At 45.7% G+C, this 25,074-nt stretch carries 23 protein-coding genes and 1 pseudogene; 5 read left to right on the top strand and 19 right to left on the bottom strand.

Annotated elements, in window-relative coordinates:
- Positions 1 to 26 precede the first annotated feature (26 nt).
- Positions 27 to 1,271 (bottom strand): substrate-binding domain-containing protein, encoded by a 1,245-nt coding sequence (locus tag EJA10_RS01310; RefSeq protein WP_125478187.1) that lies wholly within the window; start codon positions 1,269 to 1,271, stop codon positions 27 to 29.
- A 183-nt stretch (positions 1,272 to 1,454) separates the two neighbouring features.
- On the opposite strand from EJA10_RS01310, the gene EJA10_RS01305 reads away from it, so the two are divergent.
- Both EJA10_RS01305 and EJA10_RS01300 read left to right on the top strand, forming a co-directional pair.
- Positions 1,455 to 1,712, top strand: a complete 258-nt coding sequence (locus EJA10_RS01305) for a DUF3949 domain-containing protein (RefSeq protein ID WP_246017636.1) — start codon at positions 1,455 to 1,457, stop codon at positions 1,710 to 1,712.
- 346 nt (positions 1,713 to 2,058) lie between these two features.
- Complete coding sequence (locus tag EJA10_RS01300; protein WP_125478186.1) at positions 2,059 to 2,376, top strand: hypothetical protein; 318 nt, start codon at positions 2,059 to 2,061, stop codon at positions 2,374 to 2,376.
- A 3-nt stretch (positions 2,377 to 2,379) separates the two neighbouring features.
- Here EJA10_RS01300 and EJA10_RS01295 read toward each other — a convergent pair whose 3' ends face one another.
- From EJA10_RS01295 to EJA10_RS01270, 6 genes are all read right to left on the bottom strand, one after another.
- Positions 2,380 to 2,781: a VOC family protein gene (locus EJA10_RS01295; RefSeq protein WP_125478185.1), complete on the bottom strand. Its 402-nt coding sequence runs from the start codon at positions 2,779 to 2,781 to the stop codon at positions 2,380 to 2,382.
- Positions 2,782 to 2,792: 11 nt separating this feature from the next.
- A complete protein-coding gene (locus tag EJA10_RS01290; protein WP_125478184.1) occupies positions 2,793 to 6,041 on the bottom strand; it encodes an AfsR/SARP family transcriptional regulator in 3,249 nt (1,082 codons plus the stop codon).
- 100 nt (positions 6,042 to 6,141) lie between these two features.
- On the bottom strand, positions 6,142 to 6,696 hold the full coding sequence (lepB, locus tag EJA10_RS01285) for a signal peptidase I (RefSeq protein WP_125478183.1): 555 nt from the start codon (positions 6,694 to 6,696) through the stop codon (positions 6,142 to 6,144).
- A 36-nt stretch (positions 6,697 to 6,732) separates the two neighbouring features.
- Positions 6,733 to 7,347, bottom strand: a complete 615-nt coding sequence (locus EJA10_RS01280; RefSeq protein WP_125478182.1) for a TVP38/TMEM64 family protein — start codon at positions 7,345 to 7,347, stop codon at positions 6,733 to 6,735.
- 125 nt (positions 7,348 to 7,472) lie between these two features.
- Positions 7,473 to 8,420, bottom strand: a complete 948-nt coding sequence (locus EJA10_RS01275) for an LCP family protein (RefSeq protein WP_125478181.1) — start codon at positions 8,418 to 8,420, stop codon at positions 7,473 to 7,475.
- Between the two features lie 140 nt (positions 8,421 to 8,560).
- Positions 8,561 to 10,546 (bottom strand): S9 family peptidase, encoded by a 1,986-nt coding sequence (locus EJA10_RS01270; RefSeq protein ID WP_125478180.1) that lies wholly within the window; start codon positions 10,544 to 10,546, stop codon positions 8,561 to 8,563.
- 510 nt (positions 10,547 to 11,056) lie between these two features.
- Between EJA10_RS01270 and EJA10_RS01265 the strand changes: the two genes are divergently transcribed.
- Positions 11,057 to 11,458, top strand: a complete 402-nt coding sequence (locus EJA10_RS01265; RefSeq protein WP_125478179.1) for a YhjD family protein — start codon at positions 11,057 to 11,059, stop codon at positions 11,456 to 11,458.
- A gap of 20 nt (positions 11,459 to 11,478) precedes the next feature.
- Here EJA10_RS01265 and EJA10_RS01260 read toward each other — a convergent pair whose 3' ends face one another.
- Positions 11,479 to 12,060, bottom strand: coding sequence for a competence protein ComK (locus tag EJA10_RS01260; RefSeq protein WP_125478178.1), 582 nt, complete (start codon positions 12,058 to 12,060; stop codon positions 11,479 to 11,481).
- 192 nt (positions 12,061 to 12,252) lie between these two features.
- Here EJA10_RS01260 and EJA10_RS01255 point away from each other — a divergent pair, with 192 nt between their 5' ends.
- The gene (locus EJA10_RS01255; RefSeq protein WP_125478177.1) at positions 12,253 to 12,489 is read left to right on the top strand and encodes an IDEAL domain-containing protein; all 237 of its coding nucleotides are present in this window, start codon (positions 12,253 to 12,255) and stop codon (positions 12,487 to 12,489) included.
- Between the two features lie 106 nt (positions 12,490 to 12,595).
- Here EJA10_RS01255 and EJA10_RS01250 read toward each other — a convergent pair whose 3' ends face one another.
- The 10 genes and pseudogenes from EJA10_RS01250 to EJA10_RS01205 all read right to left on the bottom strand — a co-directional run bounded on the left by EJA10_RS01250 (position 12,596) and on the right by EJA10_RS01205 (position 22,382).
- A complete protein-coding gene (locus tag EJA10_RS01250) occupies positions 12,596 to 13,879 on the bottom strand; it encodes a M48 family metallopeptidase (RefSeq protein ID WP_125478176.1) in 1,284 nt (427 codons plus the stop codon).
- A gap of 140 nt (positions 13,880 to 14,019) precedes the next feature.
- Complete coding sequence (locus EJA10_RS01245; RefSeq protein WP_125478175.1) at positions 14,020 to 15,018, bottom strand: aliphatic sulfonate ABC transporter substrate-binding protein; 999 nt, start codon at positions 15,016 to 15,018, stop codon at positions 14,020 to 14,022.
- A gap of 16 nt (positions 15,019 to 15,034) precedes the next feature.
- Positions 15,035 to 15,790 (bottom strand): ABC transporter permease, encoded by a 756-nt coding sequence (locus EJA10_RS01240; protein ID WP_125478174.1) that lies wholly within the window; start codon positions 15,788 to 15,790, stop codon positions 15,035 to 15,037.
- Complete coding sequence (locus tag EJA10_RS01235; RefSeq protein WP_125478173.1) at positions 15,774 to 16,562, bottom strand: ABC transporter ATP-binding protein; 789 nt, start codon at positions 16,560 to 16,562, stop codon at positions 15,774 to 15,776. Before EJA10_RS01235 ends, EJA10_RS01240 begins: the two co-directional genes overlap by 17 nt.
- A gap of 159 nt (positions 16,563 to 16,721) precedes the next feature.
- Complete coding sequence (locus EJA10_RS01230) at positions 16,722 to 17,027, bottom strand: AzlD domain-containing protein (RefSeq protein WP_125478172.1); 306 nt, start codon at positions 17,025 to 17,027, stop codon at positions 16,722 to 16,724.
- Positions 17,020 to 17,748: an AzlC family ABC transporter permease gene (locus EJA10_RS01225; protein WP_246017635.1), complete on the bottom strand. Its 729-nt coding sequence runs from the start codon at positions 17,746 to 17,748 to the stop codon at positions 17,020 to 17,022. The genes EJA10_RS01230 and EJA10_RS01225 overlap by 8 nt, the downstream gene beginning before the upstream one ends.
- Positions 17,749 to 18,022: 274 nt before the next feature.
- Positions 18,023 to 18,798, bottom strand: a pseudogene (locus tag EJA10_RS01220) (enoyl-CoA hydratase-related protein).
- Between the two features lie 104 nt (positions 18,799 to 18,902).
- Entirely contained in the window at positions 18,903 to 20,459 is a 1,557-nt protein-coding gene (locus EJA10_RS01215; protein ID WP_125478171.1) for a fatty acid--CoA ligase family protein, read from the bottom strand.
- A 167-nt stretch (positions 20,460 to 20,626) separates the two neighbouring features.
- Positions 20,627 to 21,616 carry a lipoate--protein ligase gene (lplA, locus tag EJA10_RS01210; protein ID WP_125478170.1) on the bottom strand — a complete coding sequence of 330 codons (990 nt, stop codon included), beginning with the start codon at positions 21,614 to 21,616 and terminating at the stop codon, positions 20,627 to 20,629.
- Between the two features lie 31 nt (positions 21,617 to 21,647).
- A complete protein-coding gene (locus EJA10_RS01205) occupies positions 21,648 to 22,382 on the bottom strand; it encodes an MBL fold metallo-hydrolase (RefSeq protein ID WP_125478169.1) in 735 nt (244 codons plus the stop codon).
- 170 nt (positions 22,383 to 22,552) lie between these two features.
- Between EJA10_RS01205 and yhfH the strand changes: the two genes are divergently transcribed.
- Positions 22,553 to 22,687, top strand: a complete 135-nt coding sequence (yhfH, locus tag EJA10_RS01200; RefSeq protein WP_125478168.1) for a protein YhfH — start codon at positions 22,553 to 22,555, stop codon at positions 22,685 to 22,687.
- Between the two features lie 112 nt (positions 22,688 to 22,799).
- Here yhfH and EJA10_RS01195 read toward each other — a convergent pair whose 3' ends face one another.
- Complete coding sequence (locus EJA10_RS01195; RefSeq protein ID WP_125478167.1) at positions 22,800 to 25,001, bottom strand: YhgE/Pip domain-containing protein; 2,202 nt, start codon at positions 24,999 to 25,001, stop codon at positions 22,800 to 22,802.
- Positions 25,002 to 25,074 lie beyond the last annotated feature (73 nt).

The following is a 25,074-nucleotide window of genomic DNA, read 5'->3' as shown; positions in this document are numbered from 1 at the left end:
TTTACCGAAGTTCATTATGTGCTCTGTTAGTTGCGGATTGGCGGAGCGGTTTCCTCCGGCGTCAGCTCGCGAATCAGGACAGGAACCGGATAGTTTACTCCTTCCTTTTTCTCCAGCTTGATTGCATATAATGCCTGCATTGCCTGGTGGTCTTCTTCACGGAAGGTCATCTTGCCTTTTGGCGTATCAAAACTCATGCCTTCCATCGTTTCAATCAGCTTCTTGGAATCGGTGTCACCCTCTGTTTTCTTCAGCGCTTCGACAATTGCCATCGCTGCAGTCATGCCTCCTGGCGTGAAGAGATCAGGAAGGTCGCCATTGAAACGCTTTTTATGCTCTTCCACCAGCCACCTGTTGATATCATTCTGTGGGAGATCATGGTAGTAAACGGTGAAACCTTCCATGCCGACAAGCGGCTCCATCGTCGCAAGTGCGGCGATATCAGGAGCTCCAGTAGAAATCTTAATGCCTTTTTCCTGAACCTTCATATCAGCAATCTGGTTCCATGGGGAGTTCGCCCCAGCCCAGACAACGAATAAATAATCAGGCTTCTTGTCAATGATCTTCTGGATGTTCGAGGTGAAATCTGTTGCAGCCGGATCTGCATATTCTTCATGGATAATATCCGCCCCAAGCTTTTCAGCGGCTTCCCTGAAGGCAGCAACGCCATCACGGCCAAACGAATAATCAGGAGCAAGAGTGGCGATTTTCACACCATCCTTCGCGATCGCAGCAGCACCTGCAACAGCATCCTGGGAAGAGTTGCGGGCCGTGCGGAATATAAACTCATTGAACTCAGAACCTGTGATGCTGTCTGCCACAGCAGGCTCGACAATCATGATTTTTTCATATTCTTCAGCCAGCGGCAGAACGGCTAGTGTATCACCAGAACTTGAAGAACCAACAAGGAAGTCTACTTTATCCTCTTCTAAAAGCTTTGTCGCCTTCTGTACAGCTACTTCCGGTTTGGTTTCTGTGTCTTCAACGATGAACTGAATCTTGCGTCCTGCTACTTCATTTGTTCCATCCGTCGCGTACTCAAGACCCAGCTCGAAGCCGCGGAGCGTTTGCTTGCCATAAGCCTCAAGTCCGCCAGTCTGGGATGCCAGAACACCGATCTTGATCGGTTCTGTATTTTTCGGCTCCTCTTTACCATCTGTTCCTTCAGTTCCGCCCGACTTTTCTGATCCGGAACCACTGCAGGCACTCGCAAACATCAGGACCAAAATCAGCATAATAGATAAAGCAAAATTCCGATTACCAGCTTTCATTTCCTTTCCCCCTTTAAAATCGTTAAAGCTCACGAAGCTTTGACATCATCATAAAAAACGGCAGTTACAAATGAGTTACATCAAAAACAGGGCATTGAGAAGGGGTGGAAAAAATAGTATTTCACGAAACTTTAAGCTAGATTTTTCCGTATTAAGAGTATCTTCAAAAGGAGGGCATCATCCATGGATTCCATATATTTTTTCGTCGCCATGCTATTTGCTGTGCCGCTGATCATCACAACAGCCATCATGACGCCAATCCAGTATCGGTATATTAAAAAAATGGAAGAGTTGAAGAAAAAGAAAAGTATGAAACAGCATGAATTGTACGAAAACATGCCTGTCCAGGAAGAAGTGCTGCATATGAACCTGCAATCTAACCCACTTTTCATTCCAGCTAATATCCTGGCAGGGCTCATCTACAAATTCCGTCATCGGTAGAAATGGGGGATGAGATTTGATCCTTAACTTGCCGCAGAGCATCAAAACGTTCTTCTGGAGACTGTTTCCCTTTATTTTTATCCTCCACAGTATTTATAAGTTATTTTTTTCACTGGAAATTCAGAAGTTCGGGTTCACCGAACTTGAAGACTTGGGGAGAGTGTTGTTCGAACTGGCCATAAGCGCGTGTGAAAGCGCCCTGATTGTCATTGTGATATGGTCTTTGTTCAGGTTGTGGAAGAGAAAAATGAATCATTTGAAACGCGGAGAAAGGTAAGAAAGTATCCCCTCCTAATTTTATGGCAATAATTGAACTGTATTGCCTAAAAAATGGAGGGGATTTTCTATGCAAGGAATCTATTTTATCAATGAACAGATTCATATAAACGGGCTTTCCCTTGATGAAAGTTCTGTTTTCCAGCAAGCTGCCCTAAAAGAATATATGGAGGAGAGGGGCATCACGCCTGTGAAATTGAATCCATATCAGCTTCACCAGCACTATACGATCCCGCACGCCCTCCTCTATGACTTAAGGCTGCATAAACGGCAGGTGGACTGCCTGATGATGTACTCCAATGAATCAATCGAAGACTTTGCAACCACTTACCCTGCAAGATGGCTGATTCTTAAAAGCTATTTCGACCGGATCATGACTGCGGTATAATCTTTACGTGCCGTCCGTGCCGCCGAATGCAATGCAGTAGCCATCAGGATCCTTGATGGCGAATTCCTTCCAGGGGCCATTGTTTTCATCCACCCATGGCTCTTTTGCAATGAAAGCCCCTTTTACCTTGAATTCCTCATAAAGTTCATCCAGCGACTCCCAGTCCTCTGTGTAACAATATAGGTCGAATCCCAGCTCCTCGCCAGCTGCCGGCGGATTGGGCCTTACATCCTGCGGATTTCCTGCTTGGAGCAGCTTCATCGCCATCCCGGTAAAACCATCCCGCAGAACCCACCAGTCTGTCACTTCACAGCCCAAAACTTCCTTGTAAAATTCTTTCGATTTTTCAAGATTGGCTACTAGTAAAACTTTTAGCGAACTATGAATCTGTTTTTTTGCTGTCATTTGCCAGTCTCCTAGACTCCTTGATTTTGTCCTTCTATGATCATCTCATACATATGCCTGGTAGGTTCAAGAGGAGTGACCCCTAATTCCTCTTCCAGCACTTCACAGCATTTTTTGTACCATTTGATCCCCTGCGGCCGATTATTTTTTCGATAATAGCAAAACATCAACAAGCGGTAGGCCTCTTCCCAGGTCCTGTCCTTTTGCAAGATCTTCTGGCACCAGTGAATGGCCGAATTATAGTCTTCCCGCCTGACACTCAGCTGGGCCAGTTTTTCGGCACTGCGTAAAAAATAGACTAGCAGCCGTTCACGTTCATTGATGCACCAATCCTCATATCTTCTTTCCGGAAGATAGTCTCCATGATACAAACGAAGGGCACGGCCGAGCTCCTCTATCGACTTTTCTGCGTTTCGCTCGTCCAATCCTGCTTCAGCCCACTCTTCAAATAACTGTGAATCCAATTCAACTGCCGCCTGGGGATTCAATCCGTATCCTGCGCCTTCCCTGATGATGAAAAACGGAGCGGCCCTTGCCTTTCTCGCTGGTTCTAGTACATTATTCAACGCATTCAATGCAACCTTGAAATCCCTGTCCGCATTCTTTTCCTCATGCATTGGCCAAAGAATCTGGAAGAGATCCTCCTTTTGCAGGTATTGGTTCCTCTTTGTCAAAAACAATTGAAAAAGCTCCTTAGCCTTTCCTCTTTGCCAATCCCTGTCCTCCACTTCCCTGTCACCAAGCCATACCCTGAAATGGCCGAGCGTCTGGATTTTAAGGGTGTAGCCAGGATGGGAAATCAGGCGCGGGAGCTTGAGGTCCTCCAAAAGCTTCTCCGCGTAGGATGGGACAATTCCCTTCTTTACTGCCTCGATCAGCATGGGGGCAAATACCTGCAGATCCCTCGGCCCAAATGTGGTCCGTTTTTTCAGGAAAAACTCATAATCACCCGATTTCAACTGCTTTAAAAACCGATTGAACGCAGCCTTGAATCCCTGTTCATCCTGCAGCAGAAATAAATAATAGGATTCCCAAAATGCCATCAGCATTTTGCCATACTCATCTCCGCACTGGCTGAAAAGCACTTCAGCTTTGCAAAGTCCTTCTCCGGCTTCCGCGAACTTATGGTTGTAGATTGCCGATATGGCCATGCATAACGTAATCAGGGCAGAAAGCCAAATATCCTTTACCCTTTCTGTTTCAAGCAGGGCCTTTCTCCCGGCGTCAGCAGCTTTTTCAAACTCACGCCTGCTTCCATACAGAAGGCAGAGGCCCATCAAAGGTTCGGCCTTTCCCCTCTCCATATCCAACCGTCCCATAATCTGGAGCGCGGTTTCGTAGCATTTTTCAGCCAGCTGCCAATCGTATTGGCCGAGCAATTGGACACTGTGTCCCATCCTGATCCAGCCGCATGCTTCTACATATGGAGCCTGCATCTTGATTCCATGCTGAATCCCTGACTGGGACAAGGCTTTCGCCTGCATTCCATTCCCAATGAATGCTTCAATCAAAGCAAGGAGTAAATCCGTTTCACGGTGGGATTGCGGCAGATGCTCATTTCCTGCTCCCCCATCGACTTCTTTCATCGCTGTTAATATCCTTCTTGCTTCTTCAAATCTGCCTGTCCTTAGGTAAAGCCGCGCTTCAAGGTTGCCATCCTCCATATGCACCCCCATCGACTTCGCCCGTTCCATCCACTTTTCAGCCTTCAAGGCCTGCCCGGAGTTGATCAAATTCTCAGCGAGAAGCTGGTACAGTCTCCCTGTTTCCTTTTCTGTACCGGAAAGCATCGCTTTTTCCCGCAGCTCGATTGCCTGTGCAAGGATCCGCTCTGCCTTTAGCGGCTGAATCGTATCAAGATAGATTTTTGCTTTGCCCTCGAGCGCCTTGCTTTTCCAATGTATATCACCCTGTCTGTCAGCTGTTTGGACGGCAAGGTCATAGCTCGTTTCGGCCTGCCCGTACAAAGAACGATATCGATACACCTCGCCCTCGAGGAACAACAGGGAGCTGTAGCGTTTCTTTTCTTCCAGCGGGATCTTTGTCAATCGCTCATACAGGTTTTCAAGCTTCCCGTGCTCAAGAAGCTCCAGTCCCTGTTCATTCATGATCGCGGCGGCCGCATCAAATTGTCCGATTTTCTCATAGCAATACAATGCATCTTCCCATTGCCCCCGTTTTTCGTAAAACCGTGCACAGTTCAGCATCAAATTTTTGTATTGGCCTGTCTGGCCATGGATCAGCCTGTTTTCAAGGAACTCGCGAAAAAGAGCATGATAGCGGAATTGGCTGTCACCAACCTGGTGGATGAACAGATTCTTTGAAGTCAGCTGCTGAAGCATTTGGATCGAGCCGTTCATTCCGAGGATATGATCGCACACATCGGGACTGATTTCTTCAAAGATGCTGGTCTGTTCGAGGAATTGCTGAATCATCGGCGGCTGTTTTGAAAACACCTCATAGACGAGGTATTGGAACAGATCCTCAAGTGACTTTGCCGGTTCTGCCAAGAGCTCATCCAGGCTCTGCAAATGGGGCAGCTGCTGGGCAATCATGCCGATCGCAATGACCCAACCTTCTGTAATGTGATACAGCTGGTCAACTTGTTCATCTGAAATGGCAAGCTGGTAAAAATCCGATAGCAGTAACTCAATTTCATCTTTGCCAAAAATCAGGTCTGTCTTTGTAAGTTCATTTAACTCGTTTTTTGCCTTGAGCTTTGCGAGGATTTTCCACCCTGGCCTTGTCCGGGTCGAGATGACAAGATGGAGTTGTCCTGGCATATGCTCGAGCAATTTTTCCAGCCAGACATTGATATGATAGGAGTGCTCAATCGCGTGGTAATCATCCAGTATGATGGTAAGGGGCTCAGGTATCTGAAGGATTTCATTGATGAAGATCGAGCAGAGCATCCCCAATTCTTCTTCCCTGATGTAGCGGTCCATTTTTTTCATATAGGTGACCAGTTCGCTGCCAAAATCTGGATGCAAAGTTTGGATCGAGGCTGTCAAATACGATAAAAAAGGAAGAATATCATCATCTGAAGAAGTGATGGTATACCAGCAGCACATCTGCTTTTCATCCTGGACAAACATCGTAAGGGCCGTGCTCTTCCCGTAGCCGGCCCCTGCCTGGATGATTGTCAGCGGTTTTTCCGAAATCGCTTTCATTTTTTTTGAGAATTTAGCCCGCCGGATCCATTGCTCCTGCAAGCCAGGAACCATCAATTTTGTTTTAATTAACGGCAATGTTCCCTGCATATGATCTCCGTCCTATTTTTGTAATATTTATACTATTCTAACATAGTGGAAACAAAAAAAGACTCGAAAATTGCCGAGTCTTTTTTATATGTAAGACATCTTAAAATGATACATCCATTTCCTCCAGCGGCCAGTATCGGAGATTGACCTTGCCAACGACCTGTTTCTCGGAAATGAACCCGAATTGCCGGCTGTCCCAGCTGCCAAGACGGTTATCCCCGAGGACGAAGAGCATTCCCTTCGGAACCCGTTCTTCCCCAGTCAGGTCTTCAAGAGTGAAATCGCCAGTCAAATAGCCCCCGGGCGATTCGTTTCTGTAGACCTCCAGGAACGGTTCGTTCACTTTCTTTCCGTTGACAAACAGCTGATCCTCACGGTATTCAATCTTGTCACCGGGCAGGCCAATGACACGCTTCACAAAGTCTTCCTCTTCATTCGCATGAAAAACAATGACATCAAACCTCTTTAGATCGTCTGTCTCGTATCCCAGCTTGTTGACAACGACTTTATTTCCTTCCTCCAGAGTGGGAACCATTGATTCTCCCTCCACTATATAGTTGGAAAAGAAGAACACCCTGATAAAGACAAAAATGACCATGCCAAGCGCAAAAGCCTTGATCCACTCGAATCCCTCTTTTTTTACAGCGTCTCTCATTGAATACGTCACCACCTGTTTATCCTGAACCAGCTATCAATCATTATCGTCTTTTCCGACACTCATATTCATTTTTACTTCAATTCTTTTGCCGATATACCAAAGGATTGCGATGATTACTAGAACAAGGGCTGTCCGCGCAGGATTGGTGATCAAGGAACGCAGGTCATACCCGACAAAGCTGATCGTGAATATCATCACCATTTTCCCCGTAATGACTGCCAGCATATATTGAGCCATGCTGATTTTCGAAAGCCCTGCCACAATATTGACGAGGGCAGACGGGGTAAAAGGAAAGCACAGGATCAGGAAAATAGGGCCGAATCCATGTCGTTCAATCCAGTTCATCCCTTTCTGGACCTTTGGATGACGCTGCAGAAAGCGCAGGATCCGTCCCTGTCCATAATTTCGGAAAATCAAAAAAACAATCAATGCTCCAAGCACCGCACCGATCCAGGAAAAAAGAAAACCAAACCAAAGCCCAAAGGCATTTACATTCGCCATCACAAATAAAAACAGCGGCAAAAATGGCAGAAACGCCTCAAGCATTGGCAGCAATATCCCAGGTATCGGGCCGAATGACCGGTACTGTTTAAGCAAATCCATAATATTCTCGATTGTAAACCATTCTTTCATCCATTCAAGATCCATTGAAATCTCCTTGTCCAACAACTAAGGTCTTCTCTCCGTCTATTCAGCAGGAACTTACCCTCACTATCCTCTTTACCTCTTCAGGATAAATTGTACACCTCATTGCCTGCTGTTGTGTGACGAAATTAACGAGATAAAAATTCCTTCAGGGCCTGCCTGTTTGCTTCGAGATCGATTGCCAGGACCGCGCCTGCGCTCACCCTCTGGTTCTCAAAAGAACCTTCGACCGGGATTCTCATTGTTTCAATATCGCGGTTATCCTTTGATAACAGCCCTTTCCCCATGAAAAGGATATCGCCACTGTCCATATTCGTATTGATAAACGGGGTCACGACTCCTACCAGTTTTGGCAGCTTCGGCAGCGTCTGGATGCTGGCAAACTGTCTGCCTACTTCCTTGATGACATTTTGCTGCCGCTCCACACGGCCAAAATCTCCGACCGCGTCCTGCCGGAAGCGGACATATCCAAGCAAGTGTTTTCCGTCCAGCCTCTGTAACCCTGGCTCCAGGGTTACACCAATCCCCTTCGACATCCGCTTCTCGACGTTGACTTCAACGCCCTCAGGGAAGGCTTCATCCACCAGACGGACAAATCCCTCGAAATCAACGATGGCATAATACTGAAGACTGACCTCGAAATTTTCCTTGATCGTTTGCCGGAGAAGCTCAGGCCCGCCGTTTTTCCCGCCAAGAGCCAGTGCGGCGTTAATTTTATTTTTCCCGTAGCCCGGTATGTCCACGTAGGTATCCCTCATGATTGAAGTCAATTTGTAGGATCCTGTGTCAGGATTATAGCTGGCGATCATAATTGTATCCGCACGCGAATTTTCATCGCCTCTCGCATCACTGCCCAGGAGCAGAATATTGGTAAGGCCATTCGCGTCACGCTCACCATCGAAGTGATATTCCTGCTGGTTCTGCTCGGCAGACTTGGCCGAATCATTCACACCGGAACGATATTGGAAATAGGAGTATAATACTGCTGCCCCGACCAATAGGAACAAAATGAGGAAAACACTCGACCACCTGATTCTCTTTCTCTTCTTCTTGCGCTGATGCCGCTCATATCTCATGGGAAAAATCCTTCCGATTATAGGTAGTGTTAAGAACAATCATTATTAGTATATTTTCCTTCTTTCACTATAACCTTAAACTTTTCTGGAGAAATTTTCAAAAATAAACCGCGGCATTGAGCAAGGCCGCGGAAATAGACTTATAAATATTTATTAAACCAATCGACAATGGACTGCAGGCGGCTTAAGCGAAGATTAGGCTTGCCGCTTCTTGAAAGCTCATGGTTCGACTCAGGGAAGCGGATGAATTTAGTTTCCTTGCCCTGCCTTTTCAAGGCGATAAACAGCTGTTCTGCCTGTTCAATCGGACAACGGTAGTCCTTTTCACTATGAAGAATCAGCAATGGTGTATTGATTTGATTCGCATAAGCCAGCGGCGAATGCTTCCACAATGTTTCCAGATCATTGAGATCGGCCTGTATTTGCCACTCTGTGAAATAATAGCCGATATCGCTGACGCCGTAAAAACTAATCCAGTTCGAAATCGAGCGCTGTGTGACAGCTGCCTTGAACCGGTCAGTGTGGCCGACAATCCAGTTGGTCATAAAGCCGCCATAGCTTCCTCCGGTGACACCGAGCCGCTCGCTGTCGATGAAATCATAGTGCTCAAGCGCATAGTCAACGGCATCCATGACATCCTGATAATCTCCGCCGCCATAGTCCCCTCTTACGGCATTAACGAACTGCTGCCCGTATCCATGGCTGCCTCGCGGGTTGATATAAAGCACTCCATAACCTTCAGCCGCGAGAATCTGGAATTCGTTAAAATACGAATTTGCATACATGGCATGCGGGCCTCCGTGGATTTCAAGAATCAGCGGGTATTTCTTTCCGGCTTCATATCCAGCCGGCTTCATGATCCACCCATGAAGCGGCGTGCCGTCAGTTGCCGCAAATAAAATCGGCTCTGGCTTCGATAAGGTAACACCCTCAAGGAACTTTTCATTCACTGAGGTTAACTGCTTCATTTCTCCTGTCGGTACTTCGAGCTGGAACAGTTCGCCCGGGAAAACCGGGTTGCTGATTGCAGCAATGATCCTCTGGTTCTTTGGATCAAGTGTATAGCCATATACATGCTGCTGATCCAATAGAGCCGGGTAAATTTCGCCGCCAAGGTTGCCAAAGTACAAAACGGTATTCCCCTCGTCGCTCGCCAGAAAATAAAAGCTCTCGCTGTCCTCTCCCCAAATCAGTCCCGGACTATATGCTCCCTGCTGGAAGTCCGCGGCAACTGCATCTCCGACAAGGATATCCATGTTCTCGGTGATGCACTGGACATTTCCTGTCTCCAGTTCTTGAACCCAAAGCTGGGTTAAGGTTGCATTTTCGTATTCCCGCTCATGCCCTGTGTAGCCAAGGTATCTGCCATCCGGTGAACAGGAAGCATTACCGAAGTAACCTTTGCCATTGGTGATTTTTGTTTTCTTACCCGTTTCAACCTCAAGCAGCCATAAGTCGCTCTTGAAAGAGAAATCCCTCTCGGTTGTGTCATCTGCTGAAACGACGATGCTTTTGCCATCAGGTGACCAGCATTGCAAATGGAAATCCATCTCACCTTTCGCAATCAACTCTGATCCGCCATCCGCCAGATTGACTACAGCTGTCTGCTTATATTTGCCGTCCCAAAATCCAGCAGCGTCTGATTTGTACTTCATTTCTTCCGCTGCAAATGGTTCCAGCTTCTTATCGTCCTTCTTCTCTTCTTCCTTCTCCAGCAAATCCTCATCAGGCTTCAGCGAAACCGAACAGGCAATTCTTCCTCCATCTGGCGACCAGACCGGCCCGCTAGCCCCATTCTTGAAGGAAGTAACCTGCTTTGCTTCTCCTCCATTCGCATTCAGCACATAAATCTGACTTTTACCGCTACGGTTGGATACGAAAGCAAGCTTCGTTCCATCCGGTGACCAGCGCGGCGAATGGGCACGGTGCTCACCGAAGGTCCACTGCACTGGCTCACCGCCATTTTCTATGTCAAGTATGTATAAATTTGAAGCATAATCATTCTTCTTTTCCAGCATTTCAGTCTGGACAAACACACACTTTTTTCCGTCAGGAGAAAACTGCGGATCTGTCACCGATTTTAACTCGAATAAGTCCTCTGCTTTAAGAAATCTTTTCTCAGCCATTCTAGAGCCTTCCCTTCCTGTATAAAAATCGTTCCATTTAGTTTATTTCGATAACAGAAATAACTTTCCTGCTTTATTTTTAAGATTATTTTTGATTCTTTTTTTCTAAGTCCATATGGATCACCTTATTGGCTCATTTTTCTAATTACTGGATTTTTCGGACGCCTATCTGCCTTATTGGTGACCTATTTTTCAAATTACTGGATTTCCAGGGCGCCAATCAGCCTTATTGGTGACCTCTTTTTCTAATCACTGGATCTTCAGGGCGCCAATCAACCTTATTGGTGACCTATTTTTCACATTACTGGATTTTCAGGGCGCCAATCAGCCTTATTGGTGACCTCTTTTCCTCCAAACATGCTTTTTTGGACACCAATCGTAAGTTTTCATTTATGATTGGCAATTATGTTAGTAATGAGAAAAATATTTTCGCTCTTGAAATTCGCTTGTGAATCCAGTACGATTATTACGAACAGATGTTCTTATTATATCCTGAAGGGGCAGAGCAAAATGACGAGGATTCCTGAAAAAGACCGCGATATTATGGAACAGGCCATCTATTTGCCTATGGTGCTGGTGGTACTGAATCGGGATCTTTCTGTCGTGGAGAAAAGTCCATTTAAATTGAAGAAGCCATATTTGGAACTAATTGAAGAAACAATGAAAGCAGTCCAGAAAGAACTCGCGAAAGTGAAAAGCTACCTCAAGAAAAACAATCTAAAGGTGGAGGAAGTCAAGCGGGATGATGCCTTTACCATGTTTCTCTTCATCTATCAAGGTTATGAGGAACACCATAACTATTTCAATCCCCGCATTCGCAATAAAGTCCAGGAATTGATGGTGTATTACCTGTTCAAACGCTTCAAATCGTTTGATCCTGCAATCAAGGCAATAGAAAAGGAATCCGGCTGAGAGCATGGATTCCTTTTTGGCTACTCTTTTTGGAAAGCCTCACTGACAAGGTTGGCTTGGGGATAGCCCTGTGAATCATTGAATTTTGGACCATGAAGCAGATAGAGGGCTTTCCGTTCTGTTTCCTTCATCCGCTGCATGAATTTTGTTCGCAGGAGGGACGTCCTCAGCACCTGGTTTTCAAATGAGTGATGGGATACGGGCAGGATCAGTCTTTTTTTATTTCGAAAAGTGACTTGAGTACTTTGGGCGTCCACCTTCTTATGGAACAGCACATGTTCATGTGCAACCCAAATACAATCCGGTTTTGTGGGCGAACTTGTGGGCATGAAGTAAATGGAGCTTATGGGGTCAACAATGATGGGGATTTTATGGGTGATTCCGGTAAGCTGCTTTGTTCCCTCTTTCCTTCCCTCATAGCTGCTGCCAAAGTACTTGCAGCTCTTCTTGATAATATCGATCGGTCTGAATGGGGACAAAAATTCTTCTTCGAGCTCGATCACCCTTGAATAAATCCTGCTTCCATACACTTCAGGAAGAATAATCATGGTAAACGGATTGATTTCGTACTCTTCTACTAGGTTTCCAGAGTTTCCTGCCATTCCTTCATCTCCTCAAAAATACCTTATACCCTATTTTATCATAATTGCTAAAATTTTCTCCAATAACAAAAAAAGTTCCGATTTTAGCCACATTTGATATCCTGATAAAAATTTTCTAAAAATTATAAAAATTATGTTGATTATCTTTTCCATCCTCCATATAATATAAAAAAGGTCTAAGAGGTGAGGTCAGTGAAAGAAAAATCGTATTCTGAAGTCATGAAGGCTAGTGTAATGAAACGCATTAAAGCCAAGGAATCTTTTGTTCTGGACCTGTATGTTGACATGCTTATATCCGAAATCCAGCTGAATACGAAAAAAGAAAAATTGCTGTCGAAAATTGATAAAGCAATCGATGACCGTGACAAAATTTTGTTCTTGACCCTGACAGAAGAATTGAAGGATCTCAACAAACAATTTGGCACATAGATAAGTGAAATCCCCTATAAAGGGGGTTTTTTATTATTGTAAAAAAATTTACAAAACCAAAAAGCCCTCGGATATCGAGGACTTTTTTCTGGCAAGCATCTAACTTCTAATATCCTTCCTGCTCATTCCTCTTCTCGACTTCAAATTCCTCAAGGCGTGATATTCGTTCCAGCATCGTCGGATGGCCGTAGCGGAAGATTTTGACCAGCAATGGTGGGTTTACCTGGCTCAGTCCTGCCTTCGTCAATTCCTGGAAAGCAGAGATGGCAGCATCGGGATTTTCGGTCATTTCGATGGCGTACCGATCCGCTCTTGTCTCCTGATAGCGGGACACAAGGTTGGAAACTGGACTGGCCGTAAACATGATCATTGACAGGAACATCAGAAAGAGCGGAAGAGACCTCAAGTCTCCAGGATGCTTTAGCTTGAATTCCTTGCCCCAGCGTCCGATGGCCCAATTCATCAACCTGGAGACAAAGTAAAGGCCAAATAACGACAGCAGAAGATAACCGGCAATCCCGACATATAAATGCTTCTCCACATAATGCGCCATTTCATGGGCCATGATGAACAAAATCTGATCGTCATTCAGCCGGTTCAGCGTCGTATCCCAGAGGACAATGCGTGAATTGGAGCCGATTCCTGATACATAGGCATTAAGCGCATTTGTTTTTTCAGCCATATCCACTTCGAATACATGCTCAGCAGGGATATTCGCTTCACCTGCCAGCTCAAGGATCTTGGCTTCCAGTTCCTTATTTTTCAGCGGGGAAAAATCATTATAGAGCGGGTCGATCACTACAGGCTGCAGGAACATGATAAACAGCGTGAAAGGCACGGAAAGCATCCAGGCGAACAGCCACCAGAACCTCTTGAATTTGTTCATCAGCCAGTACAGGACGGTAACAATGACGAACATCAAGGCATAATTGACCCAGAAGTCGATCAGTTCGTCCTTCATCCATGAAGCAAATGTCTGGGTTGAGATATTGTAGGTCTTTGACAGCGTATAACTTATATAATTCAGCGGAAAGGTTGCGACGAACGCAAAAAATGACAGCCAGATCAAGTAAATTGCCGTTTGCCCATATTTATTCTTTGTATTTTCTTCGCCCCACTTCTTGAAGGCTTTTGAAAGACCCAACAGCAGGATCAGAAAATAAAACAGCCATTCAAATGGCGTGGACAGGAAAAATAATAGATTCCTGACTTTTGAATATTCCTCGCTCAGCATCAATTCCCTTCCGTTCAGGAACGTGGCCGGATCCGCCCTCGAGCCTTCAAACTCAAACGGAAGATTACTATCAGCAAAGTAAAAGAGATACCAGTAGACCGCAAAACCATATAGCACGTAGGCGATGACTCCATAAAAGCCCATCTTTCTCGCCATAGCTTTTCCCCCTTTACGTACAACCATATCTATAACTATTTTAATCCTTTGTCCCAAAAATAGAACAGGTTATTGATGGGGAGGGATACGTTATGAACTGAAAAAAGGCACCAGGCAATCTCTGCCCGGTGCCTCACTCTTTAATTCAGAAAGTTGTTATCAATCAATTTAGCGAAATCTGGCTTATCCTTAAGGAATTTTAAAGCGTAGGAAGAATCGGAGAAGTCCTGGATCGCCTCTGCATCGACTTCATATGTGAATCCGATTCGTTCCCAGGCTAGCTCAACAACGTCCTTTTCAAGCTCTTGCCCTGTCGTTTCTTTAATATCTTTGATTGTGATTTGCTGGGCCTCTGCCGGATTTTCATTGATGAAGTTTACCGCTTCCTTATGAGCATCTATTATTTTCTGGACCGTATCAGGATTTTCTTCAATCATTTTACCTGAAGTGACCATGACAGATGCAGGAAGAGTCTCGCCAAAGGATACTTCATCCCAGCCAATGACAACCTCTGCATCGGTTTCTTTTTGAATCACGGCTGCCCAAGGCTCAGGTGCAACAGCGATATCAATTTTGCCTGCCTTCAGCATCGCAGCGTATTGTGCCGGCTGGCCGGTAAGATGTTTCATGGTGCCGCCGATCCGCTGTGATGTGATGCCTTCTGCTTCCAGGTAGGTTTCATACTGAACATCATGGGTGCAGCCTACACCCGGAGTGATGAACGTTTTTCCCTGGAAGTCTTCGACTGAATCAATCTTGACGCCTTTCCTTGCCAACACAACCGTACCGCCAGTGGAGGCACCTGCGATGATTTTAACGTCCGCACCTGTTGTGTAGTTGTTCATTGCCGGGCCTGGTCCCACAAGCCCCGCATCAATTTCACCGGTTTTCAGGGCTGTCATGAAAGAACCGCCCTCTGCAAATGTCTTGTACTCAATAGTCGTTCCATCACCAAGCTGCTTTTCGAAGTACCCTTTATCCTTTGCTACCATTGCGGGAACATGGTTGATATTAGGGAAGTAGCCAATGACGATTTTCTCTTTTTCACCTGAAGCTTTATCTGCTCCGCTGGACCCGCATCCTGCCAAAAGCACCGCGAACGTAAACAGAAATGCCAAAAATAAACTTGCTTTTTTCATTTGATTCCCTCCTATTTTATGATTCAAGTCCCCAGCGGTTCAGTACCGATTTCTCAATACGCTGGAAGATCAGCTGGTCGACGATTGTACCGATAATACCTATGATGATCATGACGCCGATAACAAGCGCCATGTTTCCGAAATCGGATGCATAACGGAGCGTGTAGCCAAGGCCTGGTCCTGTGCTCAGCAGTTCCCCTGCCATCAGGGCTCTCCAGGCAAATGCCCATGCAAGCCTTGAACCTGTTACGACATAAGGGATGGCTGCAGGGAAAATCACCCTTTTATATAAATCCCAGCCATTTACTCCCATTGTTTTCGCTGCCTTGATGAATAAAGGCGAAACATTTTTGATGCCCACTCTGATATTAAGTGTCATGACGAATGTTCCGCCGAGCACCACAACGAAGATGACGGCTTTTTCATTCATCCCGAACCACATGATTGCCAACGGCAGCCAGATGATGCTCGGTACGCTCTGCAGCGCGAGTACGACCGTACCCAGCGTCTCATCGGCCGTTTTTGATTTTGCGAGCAGGACACCTAGACCTGTACCGATGATGAGAGAAAGCCCGAGACCGATTGCAAGCCTTTTGAAGCTGGCAATAAGGTCGTAAATCAATGTCTTATCCTCGAATCCGATTATCAATGCTTCCATTACTTTTTCGGGTGAAGGAAGGATGATCGGCAGCCACCATTCGAGCTTGCTTCCGGTATACCAGAAAGCGATAATAACCGTGAAAAATAGAATTCTTTTAATGTTTGGATTCATGTACAAGCTCCTCCCTGATGACCTTGTCAATTTCCTTCTTCAGGAAGCCCATGATGTATTCCTCAAGCTCAACCATTTCTTTTTTATGCTCATGGCGGGGTCTTGGTATATCGACCTTGATATCTTTCAGGATAATTCCAGGCTTTGTTCCCATCACGATGATCCGGTCTGATAGCTTAATGGATTCAGAGATACTGTGGGTGACGAACAAGATGGTCTTTTTCGTCTCTGACCAGATGGTCTCAAGCTGATCATGAAGCCGCGTACGCGTCTGCTCATCAAGTGCTCCAAACGGTTCATCCATCAAAAGGATATCCGGGTTCATCGCCAGCGCCCGGGCAATCGCCACACGCTGCTGCATCCCGCCGGAGAGTTCATGAGGATAATGAGCCAGGTAATTGCTCAGCTGGACCATTTGCAGGTACTTTTTTGCCTCTGCCTCAGCCTGCTTCTTTGGCATTTCTTTTTTTAAAGGAAACACGACATTTTCAAGGACATTCAGCCACGGGAAAAGCGCAGCCTGCTGGAACACCATTCCCCGATCTTTCCCCGGTTTCTCAATCACTTTGTCAGCTACCAGTACTTCCCCTCCCGTTGCCGGTGTAAGGCCTGCAACAATTGAAAGGAGCGTTGATTTCCCGCATCCGGAAGGTCCAAGGATTGAAACAAATTCACCTTTATCTACTCCAAGATTAATATCTTTTAAAATATCAACCTGGTGATTATTTTTGTCTGCGTATTGTTTTTGGACATTGCTGATATTGATAAACAATTTAATCACCTTTTCCTTATAAAACACATTAGTTTAGTCGGAATTAATAAAGTTAATTATAATGTATTCAAGAATCTTGTCAACATTTCTTTTTCATTTGAGATTTCCTGCCCTTTTTTGATTGCCAGGCAAAAAAATAAGACCTGCACGGCTGCAGGTCTAGAGAAAATAAGAATATACACTTAAAACGGCTATTGAGCCGATGACGACGACAATGACATTTGCGCCAAGAAAAGCGACAATAAAGGCAGCGGCTGCTCCGATGATGCCGTACCAGATGTCTTCCTGGATAAATAGTATTGCCGGGAAGATCAGTGCTCCGAGTGTTGCATATGGGACATTTTTTAGGACTCCCTGCAAGAATGGCGGCAGTTCTTTGCCTCTGAACATGACAAATGGCAGCATTCTTGGAATGTAGGTGACCACTGCCATACCTATGATCATGATGACTATCTCTTTACTCATCTGCCTCTGTCCTCCTGCCAGTCTTGAATGTCTCCACCGTCTCTACCAGAATGGCTGACAGTAAAGTAGCCAGCACGATTGACCAGCCGGTGGACATGAGTTCGCCCATCGTGAAAATGGAGTTAAATGCAGCCGCCAGGGCAGCAAGGTAAACGACCTTCACGTTGCTTTTCATGGATGGAACCAACAGGCCGACGAACATCGCGTACAGCGCGACTGACATGCTTTCCTGCAAGGTCTGTGGCAAACCGGCGCCAATCAGGAAGCCGAGGCCCGAAAAGAACACCCAGCTTGAGTAAGCGGTCAGGTTCAAGCCGAACATATACCCGGCATTTACCGTTCCCTCCCGTGTCGCGGCGACCGAAAACGTTTCATCGGTGATTCCGAACGAATAGCCCATCCTTGCACCAATACTGTCTTCTTCCGCTTTTTCATTCAGCGATGCCGACATAAGGAAGTGGCGGATATTCACGATAAAAGTAGTGAGGATGATTTCAAAAATGCCAATTCCCTGAGCCAGGAGGCTCAAAGATATGTATTGTGCCGCACCGGCAAACACGAGCATGCTCATCATCACCGTTTCTCCCAATGCCAGTCCTGTCGTCTTGGCAATCAGCCCAAAGGTAAGCGCAATCGGCATATAGCCTATCGCAATGCTGATGCCCGACTGGACTCCTTTCTTGAAATCAGTCGCCTGCTTAACAGCCAATGTGCTTTCCACGCGCTTCCCGCCTTTCTTTAAAAATATGTATATAGTAAAATCCTTTAATCAATTAAACTATATTATACATACTTCCAGCTTCGTGGAAAAGTATTTCTTTTCCCGAAAGAAAAAAGCGCAAGCGCCTTGATCAGCCCCGACAGGCATAAGACTAAAAGGAGGAGGCAGTTCCCCAGCCCCCCACAGAAGGGCTTATGAACCGAGGGACCCAGTACTGGATCTAGGATCATCCCCTGAAAAAAGATAAAAACACGGACAGAGCCGTGTTCGTCAATTATTTCCCTTTAAAATCCGGCTTGCGCTTCTCGCTGAATGCCGCCAGTGCTTCCAGTCTGTCTTCGGTCGGGATGGTCACTTCGTAGGCCTTTCGTTCGATTTGCAGTCCAGTCTGCAAATCTGCGTTCATCCCCTGCTTGATAGCATACTTTGCCTGCTGCAAGGCCACGGGACCGTTCGCAAGCATCATGCCGGCGAGTTTGAAGCACTCATCGAGCAAGCTTTCTTTTTTACGACCACTGTAACAAGCCCATATTCGAGAGCTTCCTCTGCCTTGAGCCTGCGGGCGGTCAAGATCAGTTCCAGCGCCTTTGCCTGTCCTATCAGCCTTGGCAGGCGCTGTGTCCCTCCGGCACCCGGAATGATCGCCAGGCTTGTTTCTGTTAATCCCATTTGAGTCCCTGAAACAGCAACGCGGAAATCGCATGCGAGGGCAAGCTCCATTCCGCCGCCGAATGCAAATCCATTAATGGCGGCAATGGTCGGCTGTGGCAGCTGGTCAATCATGCTGAATACCTCTCCGATTTTGTAGATATTCCGTTTCACGTCTTCATCAGACAAGGTCCTGCGCTCCTTCAGATCAGCTCCTACACTGAACGCTTTTTCACCCGCCCCGGTAAAAATAACGACTCTGATGTCACGATTTGTCCTGATTTTTTCCACTGTCTTCTGCAATTCATCAAGCGTTTCATAATTGAAGGCATTCAGCGCGTCAGGCCGATTCAGCGTGACAATCGCAGCATGCCCTTTTATTTCGAATTGGATATTCTCCATCCTGATCATCTCCCCTTGTTTTGACATTCTAGCTGGCCAGGTAAAAGTCCTGCTTACTTACAATAAAGAGGCAGACACTGGCGCCTGCCTCTCAACCAAAAGGATTATTGTCCTTGCAACACCTGGTTTTTCAATGCTCTTCGTAAAATTTTTCCGGTTGTATTTTTCGGAAGCTCCTCAAGGAACTCAATTGCGCTTGGCACTTTATATTTCGCGAGGTGCTCATGGCAGTATTCAAGCAGCTGAGCTTCTGCCAGCTCAGGATTCTTGCTGACAACATAACAGCGGACTGCTTCACCGAAATTCGGGTCAGGCACTCCAAGAACGGCAACTTCGACCACATCCGGATGATTGTACAGCACTTCCTCGACTTCACGCGGGTACACGTTATAACCACCGACAAGAATCAGGTCTTTTTTGCGGTCGACGATATAGAAATACCCTTCATCATCCATACGAGCCAGATCTCCGGTATATAGCCAGCCATCCTTGATCGTTGCAGCAGTTTCTTCAGGCATTTTATAATAGCCTGCCATGACATTTGGTCCGCGTACGATCAACTCGCCAACTTCACCCGGAGCCACTTCCTCTCCCATCTCATTGACTACCTTGTTCTCAACATTGATGATTGAGGTTCCGATTGAACCCGGCTTGCGCGGACGGTCAAGCGGATTAAAGCATGTCACTGGTGCCGCTTCAGATAATCCATAACCTTCCGAAACCATGACATTGAACTTTCTTTCGAAATTCTGCAGGAGGGCTACCGGAAGTGATGCGCCGCCTGAAATGCACAGGCGCAAAGTTTTCAGGTCACCAGGATCTCCTTCAGGATATTGGAAAAGGAAATTGTACATCGTTGGCACACCTGCAAATACTGTTGCCTCATACTTCTTCGCGATCCTGAAAACTTCGGCAGGACTGAATTTAGGTACAATCAGCAGCGTTCCTCCGTTCATGAGCGGCGCGTTGAGTGCGACGGTCAAACAGAAGACGTGGAACATAGGAAGTGCGGTGATGACTCTGTCTTCTTCGTTCATCTTCAGGTAATCGCTTACATCTTTTGCGTTGCTGTACAGGTTCTTATGTGTCAGCATCGCTCCCTTAGGCTTGCCTGTCGTACCTGACGTATACAGGATGACCGCCACATCTTCAGCGTTCAGTTCAGGTCCGTTGAAAGCAAGGTCACCTGAGCCGACAACATGTGTAAACGGTTTCAATTTCGAGCCTAATGAAAGCTTAGATACTTCCTCCTCAGACAACGGATTCTGCCCTGTTTCACAAATGACAAAATGCTCGACTTTTGGCAGATGCTGATGCATTTTTTCAGCGAGCGGCAGCATCAGGTCCAGCCCGACGACCAGCTTAACATCACCATTGTTCAGGATATAACCTATTTCATCTGCTGTGTAGATTGGGTTGATTGGAATGACTGTTGCACCGAGCCGGAGCGCTCCGTACAAACTGATGACAAAATGTGGAGAGTTTCCTAACAGAAGTGCGATATGATCGCCTTTTTTTACCCCTAATTTCTCCAGTCCAGAAGCAAACTTCGTAACAGACGCATCGAGTTCAGCATATGTACTTGCTTTGTCCATGAAAAAATATGCCGGCTTATCGCCAAGCATTGTGGCAGTGTGATGAAGCTGTGATGAAAGATTCATTAACTCCCTTCCCCCTTTGCGGTGAAAAATCACCAAACTCGTAAAAAGTTTTCTAAATATATTATATTGAAAGAAAATTATGTATTCAAGAAAAATGTGCTGAATTTCTAACGAATTTACCTTTTATAAATAATAAACGCGGCATCATTGATACCGCGTTTCGCTTGTTAATAGATCAAATTAATAAAATCTTCTTGAGAAATATTTCCGAAATAATGTTTAATGTCTACATCTTCCATTGCAGCCGCAATTTGTGACCGCTCATATTTCAAGCCTGTCAGCTTGTCCTCAATCTCCGCAACATCGCCGATTCCGAAGAAATCACCATAGATTTTGCAGTTCTCAATGATTCCTTTATTCACATCGAAACGGACATCGACCTGGCCAACCGGGAATCGGTGGGAATGCTGAAGGTTGAACTTAGGAGATTTTCCATAGTTCCAGTCCCAGTTCTGATACCTTTCCTTCGAAAGCTCATGAATCTTCTCCCAGTCCTTTTCAGTCAGCACATATTCAGGAATTTCGTCTTGACCTTCAAAGATATTTTTTAGCAGGAGTGAACGGAATTCCTCGATTGTCACTTTTTCCTGAAGAAATTCAGAAATGTTTGCTACCCTGCTGCGGATCGATTTGATTCCTTTCGATTCGATTTTATCCTTCTTGACGTTCAAGGCTGATACAACACTTTCGATTTCAGAATCGAACAATAAGGTTCCATGACTGAACATCCTGCCTTTGGTCGAAAATTGGGCGTTTCCAGAGATTTTCCTTCCTTCAGCCAATAAATCGTTCCGCCCGCTTAATTCTGCGTTCACGCCCAGCTTGTTCAATGCCTTGACTACAGGCTCTGTGAATTTCCTGAAATTATGGAAGCTTTCTCCATCATCTTTCGTGATGAAACTGAAATTCAAATTGCCCAGGTCATGGTAGACTGCACCGCCGCCTGACAACCGGCGGACGACATGTATTCCATTTTTCTCAACGTATTCCGTGTTGATTTCCTCAATGGTATTCTGGTTTTTGCCAATGATGATGGATGGTTCGTTTATATAGAACAAGAGATACGTTTCGTTGATGTCGAGGTTCTTAAGAGCATATTCTTCAATCGCCAGGTTGATTCTGGGATCAGTAATCCCTTTATTATCGATAAATAACATGGTTGACTCTCCTTCATTTAGCCAGTTTTGATTAAATCGTGATTTCCAAACCTTCTTTGGCAAGGGTGATGCTGCCCTTAAAGATGGAGGATGCTTCTGTGACGAGCTGTTCTAGTTCTCCATAATGAGGAAGGTGTGTCAGGACAAGCTGTTTCACCCCAGCGGCCTTTGCAAACTTTCCATTATCATAGCTGTTCATGTGTCCTGCACCTTTGCCATCCTGATTTCCATAGAAATTGCATTCGGACAGGAGCAAGTCGGCCCCCGATGCAAAAGAGATGAAATCATCCTTATAGGATGTGTCCGCTGTGTAAACAAGAGACTTGCCGCCTGCTTCGATACGCATTGCATAGCATGGGACGGGGTGAACGGCAGGAATGAATGAAATGGTAAATGGCCCTGCTTCAAGTTTTTGGTCAGGGTTATAGGCAACGCCTTTTGTAATGTTCTTATATGTAAGCTTGGCAAACTCATGTTGGTCCTGAGCATGTCCATAAATCGGCAGTTGAGATGACTTTTTACCCAAAAAGCCCTGAATGAGCCTTGCATGCTGCAGGACCCCGATATCAGCCACATGATCAGGATGATAATGCGACAAGATTAAAGCATCCAATTCCTCAGGCTGTACGAAGTTCTGCATTTTCGCCAGTACTCCGCTGCCAAAATCAATCATCAGCCTGAATCCGTCATGTTCGAGCAGGTAACCGGTGCTCGCCTCATTCACTTTGGGATATCCGCCCCAAAAACCTATTATTATCAGCTTCATGAGATTCCTCCTTATAACTCGCATTTTCTTTCACTATACTTCATTTTGCCCATTTTTTCACTTTAGCGGTTTTTTCAGAAAATTATGATTGACCTTATGAATCTGTTATAATACAATAAACTTAATAGTATAACTGTATCAAAACACTTCACTTAATTGGAGGGAACAGCATGATCGAAAATGTCGTAGAATTCTTTCGCAATTTACCTAAGAAACAGTGCATTGAGTGTGGAGAAACCATTAATGAACAGCATGAGTGCTACGGAAACAAATGCGACGGCTGCATGGATCCTGGTAAACTGTAAAACTCGTTTTCCTTCCCCGGTTATCCGGGTGTAATACAATCCCTTTCCCGCAGTGTAAAACTGCAAATGAAAAGCCAGCTCGTTCTTTTTGAACGGCTGGCTCTTTTTTGCATCAATTTTCCGAAAGGACAGCGAACTTCCTCTTGTAGCTCCATTTGAAATAAAAAGCGGAACCAAATGATAGAAGGACGATGTAGGCTCCAAGAATACCGGTATTCAACCACATAAAGTCTAGATCTCCGCTTGAAATGACTGCCTTGAATCCTTGCACTGAATAGGTCATTGGCAGATAAGCATTGAACTTTTGCAAAAAACCAGGAATCAATTCCAAAGGGAATGTGCCTGCACTTGTGGTTAGCTGCAAAATCAGGATGATGATGGCTGCAAATCTCCCCGGATCTCCTAACAGTGTAACAAGGAACTGTATGAGCGCAATAAAGGTAAGGCTGGTAACCATAGAAAAAATCAAAAAAAGAGGAATACTCTCAACGTGTAAACCCAATCCTCCAAGCAGAATCGCATCGGCGACAATTGCCTGTAAGATCCCGATTGCCGCCAAAATACCGAACTTGCTTATGAACCAGTTAAACCCGCTTGCAGGCACACCTGCTGGTTCTCTCAGAGGAAACACAATGGACAGCAGCAATGCGCCTACGAAAAGCCCTAAAGATAAAAAGTATGGAGCAAATCCTGTTCCATAGTTTGGAACTTCGTTGATTTTTTCGCTATCCAAATTCACTGGAGCAGCAAGCATATTGTACGTCTGTTTGCCTGGATTGATTTCAGCCTGTTCAGCTCCTTCCTTGAGCTTTTCAGCTAATTCAGATGTCCCTTCTGCCATTTTGTCATTTGCTTTTGATAGCTTCTCAGCTCCTGAAGCCAGTCGGCCTGTTCCATCCGTCATGGCTGACGAACCAGCAGCAAGCTGATTCAATCCGCCGGCAAGCGTTGAACTGCCTTCGTACAATTTAACCGAGCCCGCCTTCGCTTCGCCCAGCTTATTGCCGAACAATTCCATGCTTGAATGAAATTGTTCCTGCCCGGCTATCAGCTTGCCAGCTCCTTCTTCAAGCTCTTCGCTTCCGGCAGCCAGGGCTCCCAGTCCTTTTTGCAGCTGGATCTGGCCTTGAACTAATTCATCCAAACCGTTAGAAAGGCTATGAGCACCGCCGGCTAGGGCATCTGCGGAGCCAGAAAGTGTTTTCGTTCCTTCTGCAAGTCGAGTGCTTCCTGCCTCCAGGTCCTGCAATGCTTTTGTAAGCTGTTCCTCCTTATCAGGATAGGCACTTAACAGTGGTCCCAGCGCATCCATTTGCTTTTGCAATTCCCTGATTCCCGCCTGAAGTTCAGCCGCACCGCTTGCAGCCTGATCGGCTCCATTACTCCAGGTCGACATATTTCCAGCCAATAGTTCAGAACCTTGCTTCATTTTAGCTGTTCCCTCGATCATTGAAGGAATCTTGCCATTCGCTTCGTTTAAGCCATTATTCAATTTTGAAGCTCCCGTCTTCAAATCCTGCTGGCCTGCAAGAAGGTCACCAGAAGCATTTTCCAGCTTTCCATGTCCTTCTACCAGTTGTTCCATTCCATCAGCCAGTGACTTTGCCCCATCAGACAGTTCTTTTGTTCCAGAGCTGGCCGTACTGATTCCCTGATTAAACTCGATTGATTTGCCTGCGAGGGTTGCCAGGTTCTCATAAAGCTCCTTGCTCCCCTCTTTTAACTGACCAGCGCCATCATTCAGGTCGGTTGCACCATCACTCGCCAAGCCAAGACCATTTGCCAGTTCTCCGATCTTATCAAACATTGTTTCAGCGTAAGTTTCAGAAACCTTCTCGGAAACGGATGCTTTTATTTTCTCTGCAGCTGTTTCACCTATCTGCGCAGATAAAAAGTTAAAGCTTTCGTTTGGCATGTACACAAGTTCCAGCTTTTTAGGATGGGTGTCCATTAAGGTAGTAGCATTTTCAGAGAAGTCTTCCGGGATTTTGATCAGCATATAATATTTTTGCTGTTCCAACCCCTTTTTCCCTTGCTGTGCAGATACAAATTCAAATCCGAAATCTTTGTTTTCTTTCAGCTTTGCTGCCAGATCATTCCCCAATTCAAGTTTTTTTCCATCGATCGATGCACCCGAGTCTTCATTAACAACGGCAACAGGAAGATCGGAAAGATGTTCATACGGATCCCAGAATGCCCACAAGAACATTCCGCTGTATAAAACCGGAATGAACAGGACAGCGATGATTGGGATCAACAGCTTCTTATTGCGGAAGATGGCAAGCCATTCCTGAGTGATTAGTTTGTTTTTCATAGATGTTCCTCCTTTAATAAGACAAATTGACCATTTTGATCATTTGGTCATTTTTCTGCTTAAAATAAGGATT

This window comes from Mesobacillus subterraneus (assembly GCF_003937825.1).
Classification (GTDB): Bacteria; Bacillota; Bacilli; order Bacillales; family Cytobacillaceae; genus Mesobacillus; species Mesobacillus subterraneus.
The sequence above is the reverse complement of the archived record's forward strand: the minus strand, read 5'-3'. Positions and strand labels throughout refer to the sequence as shown.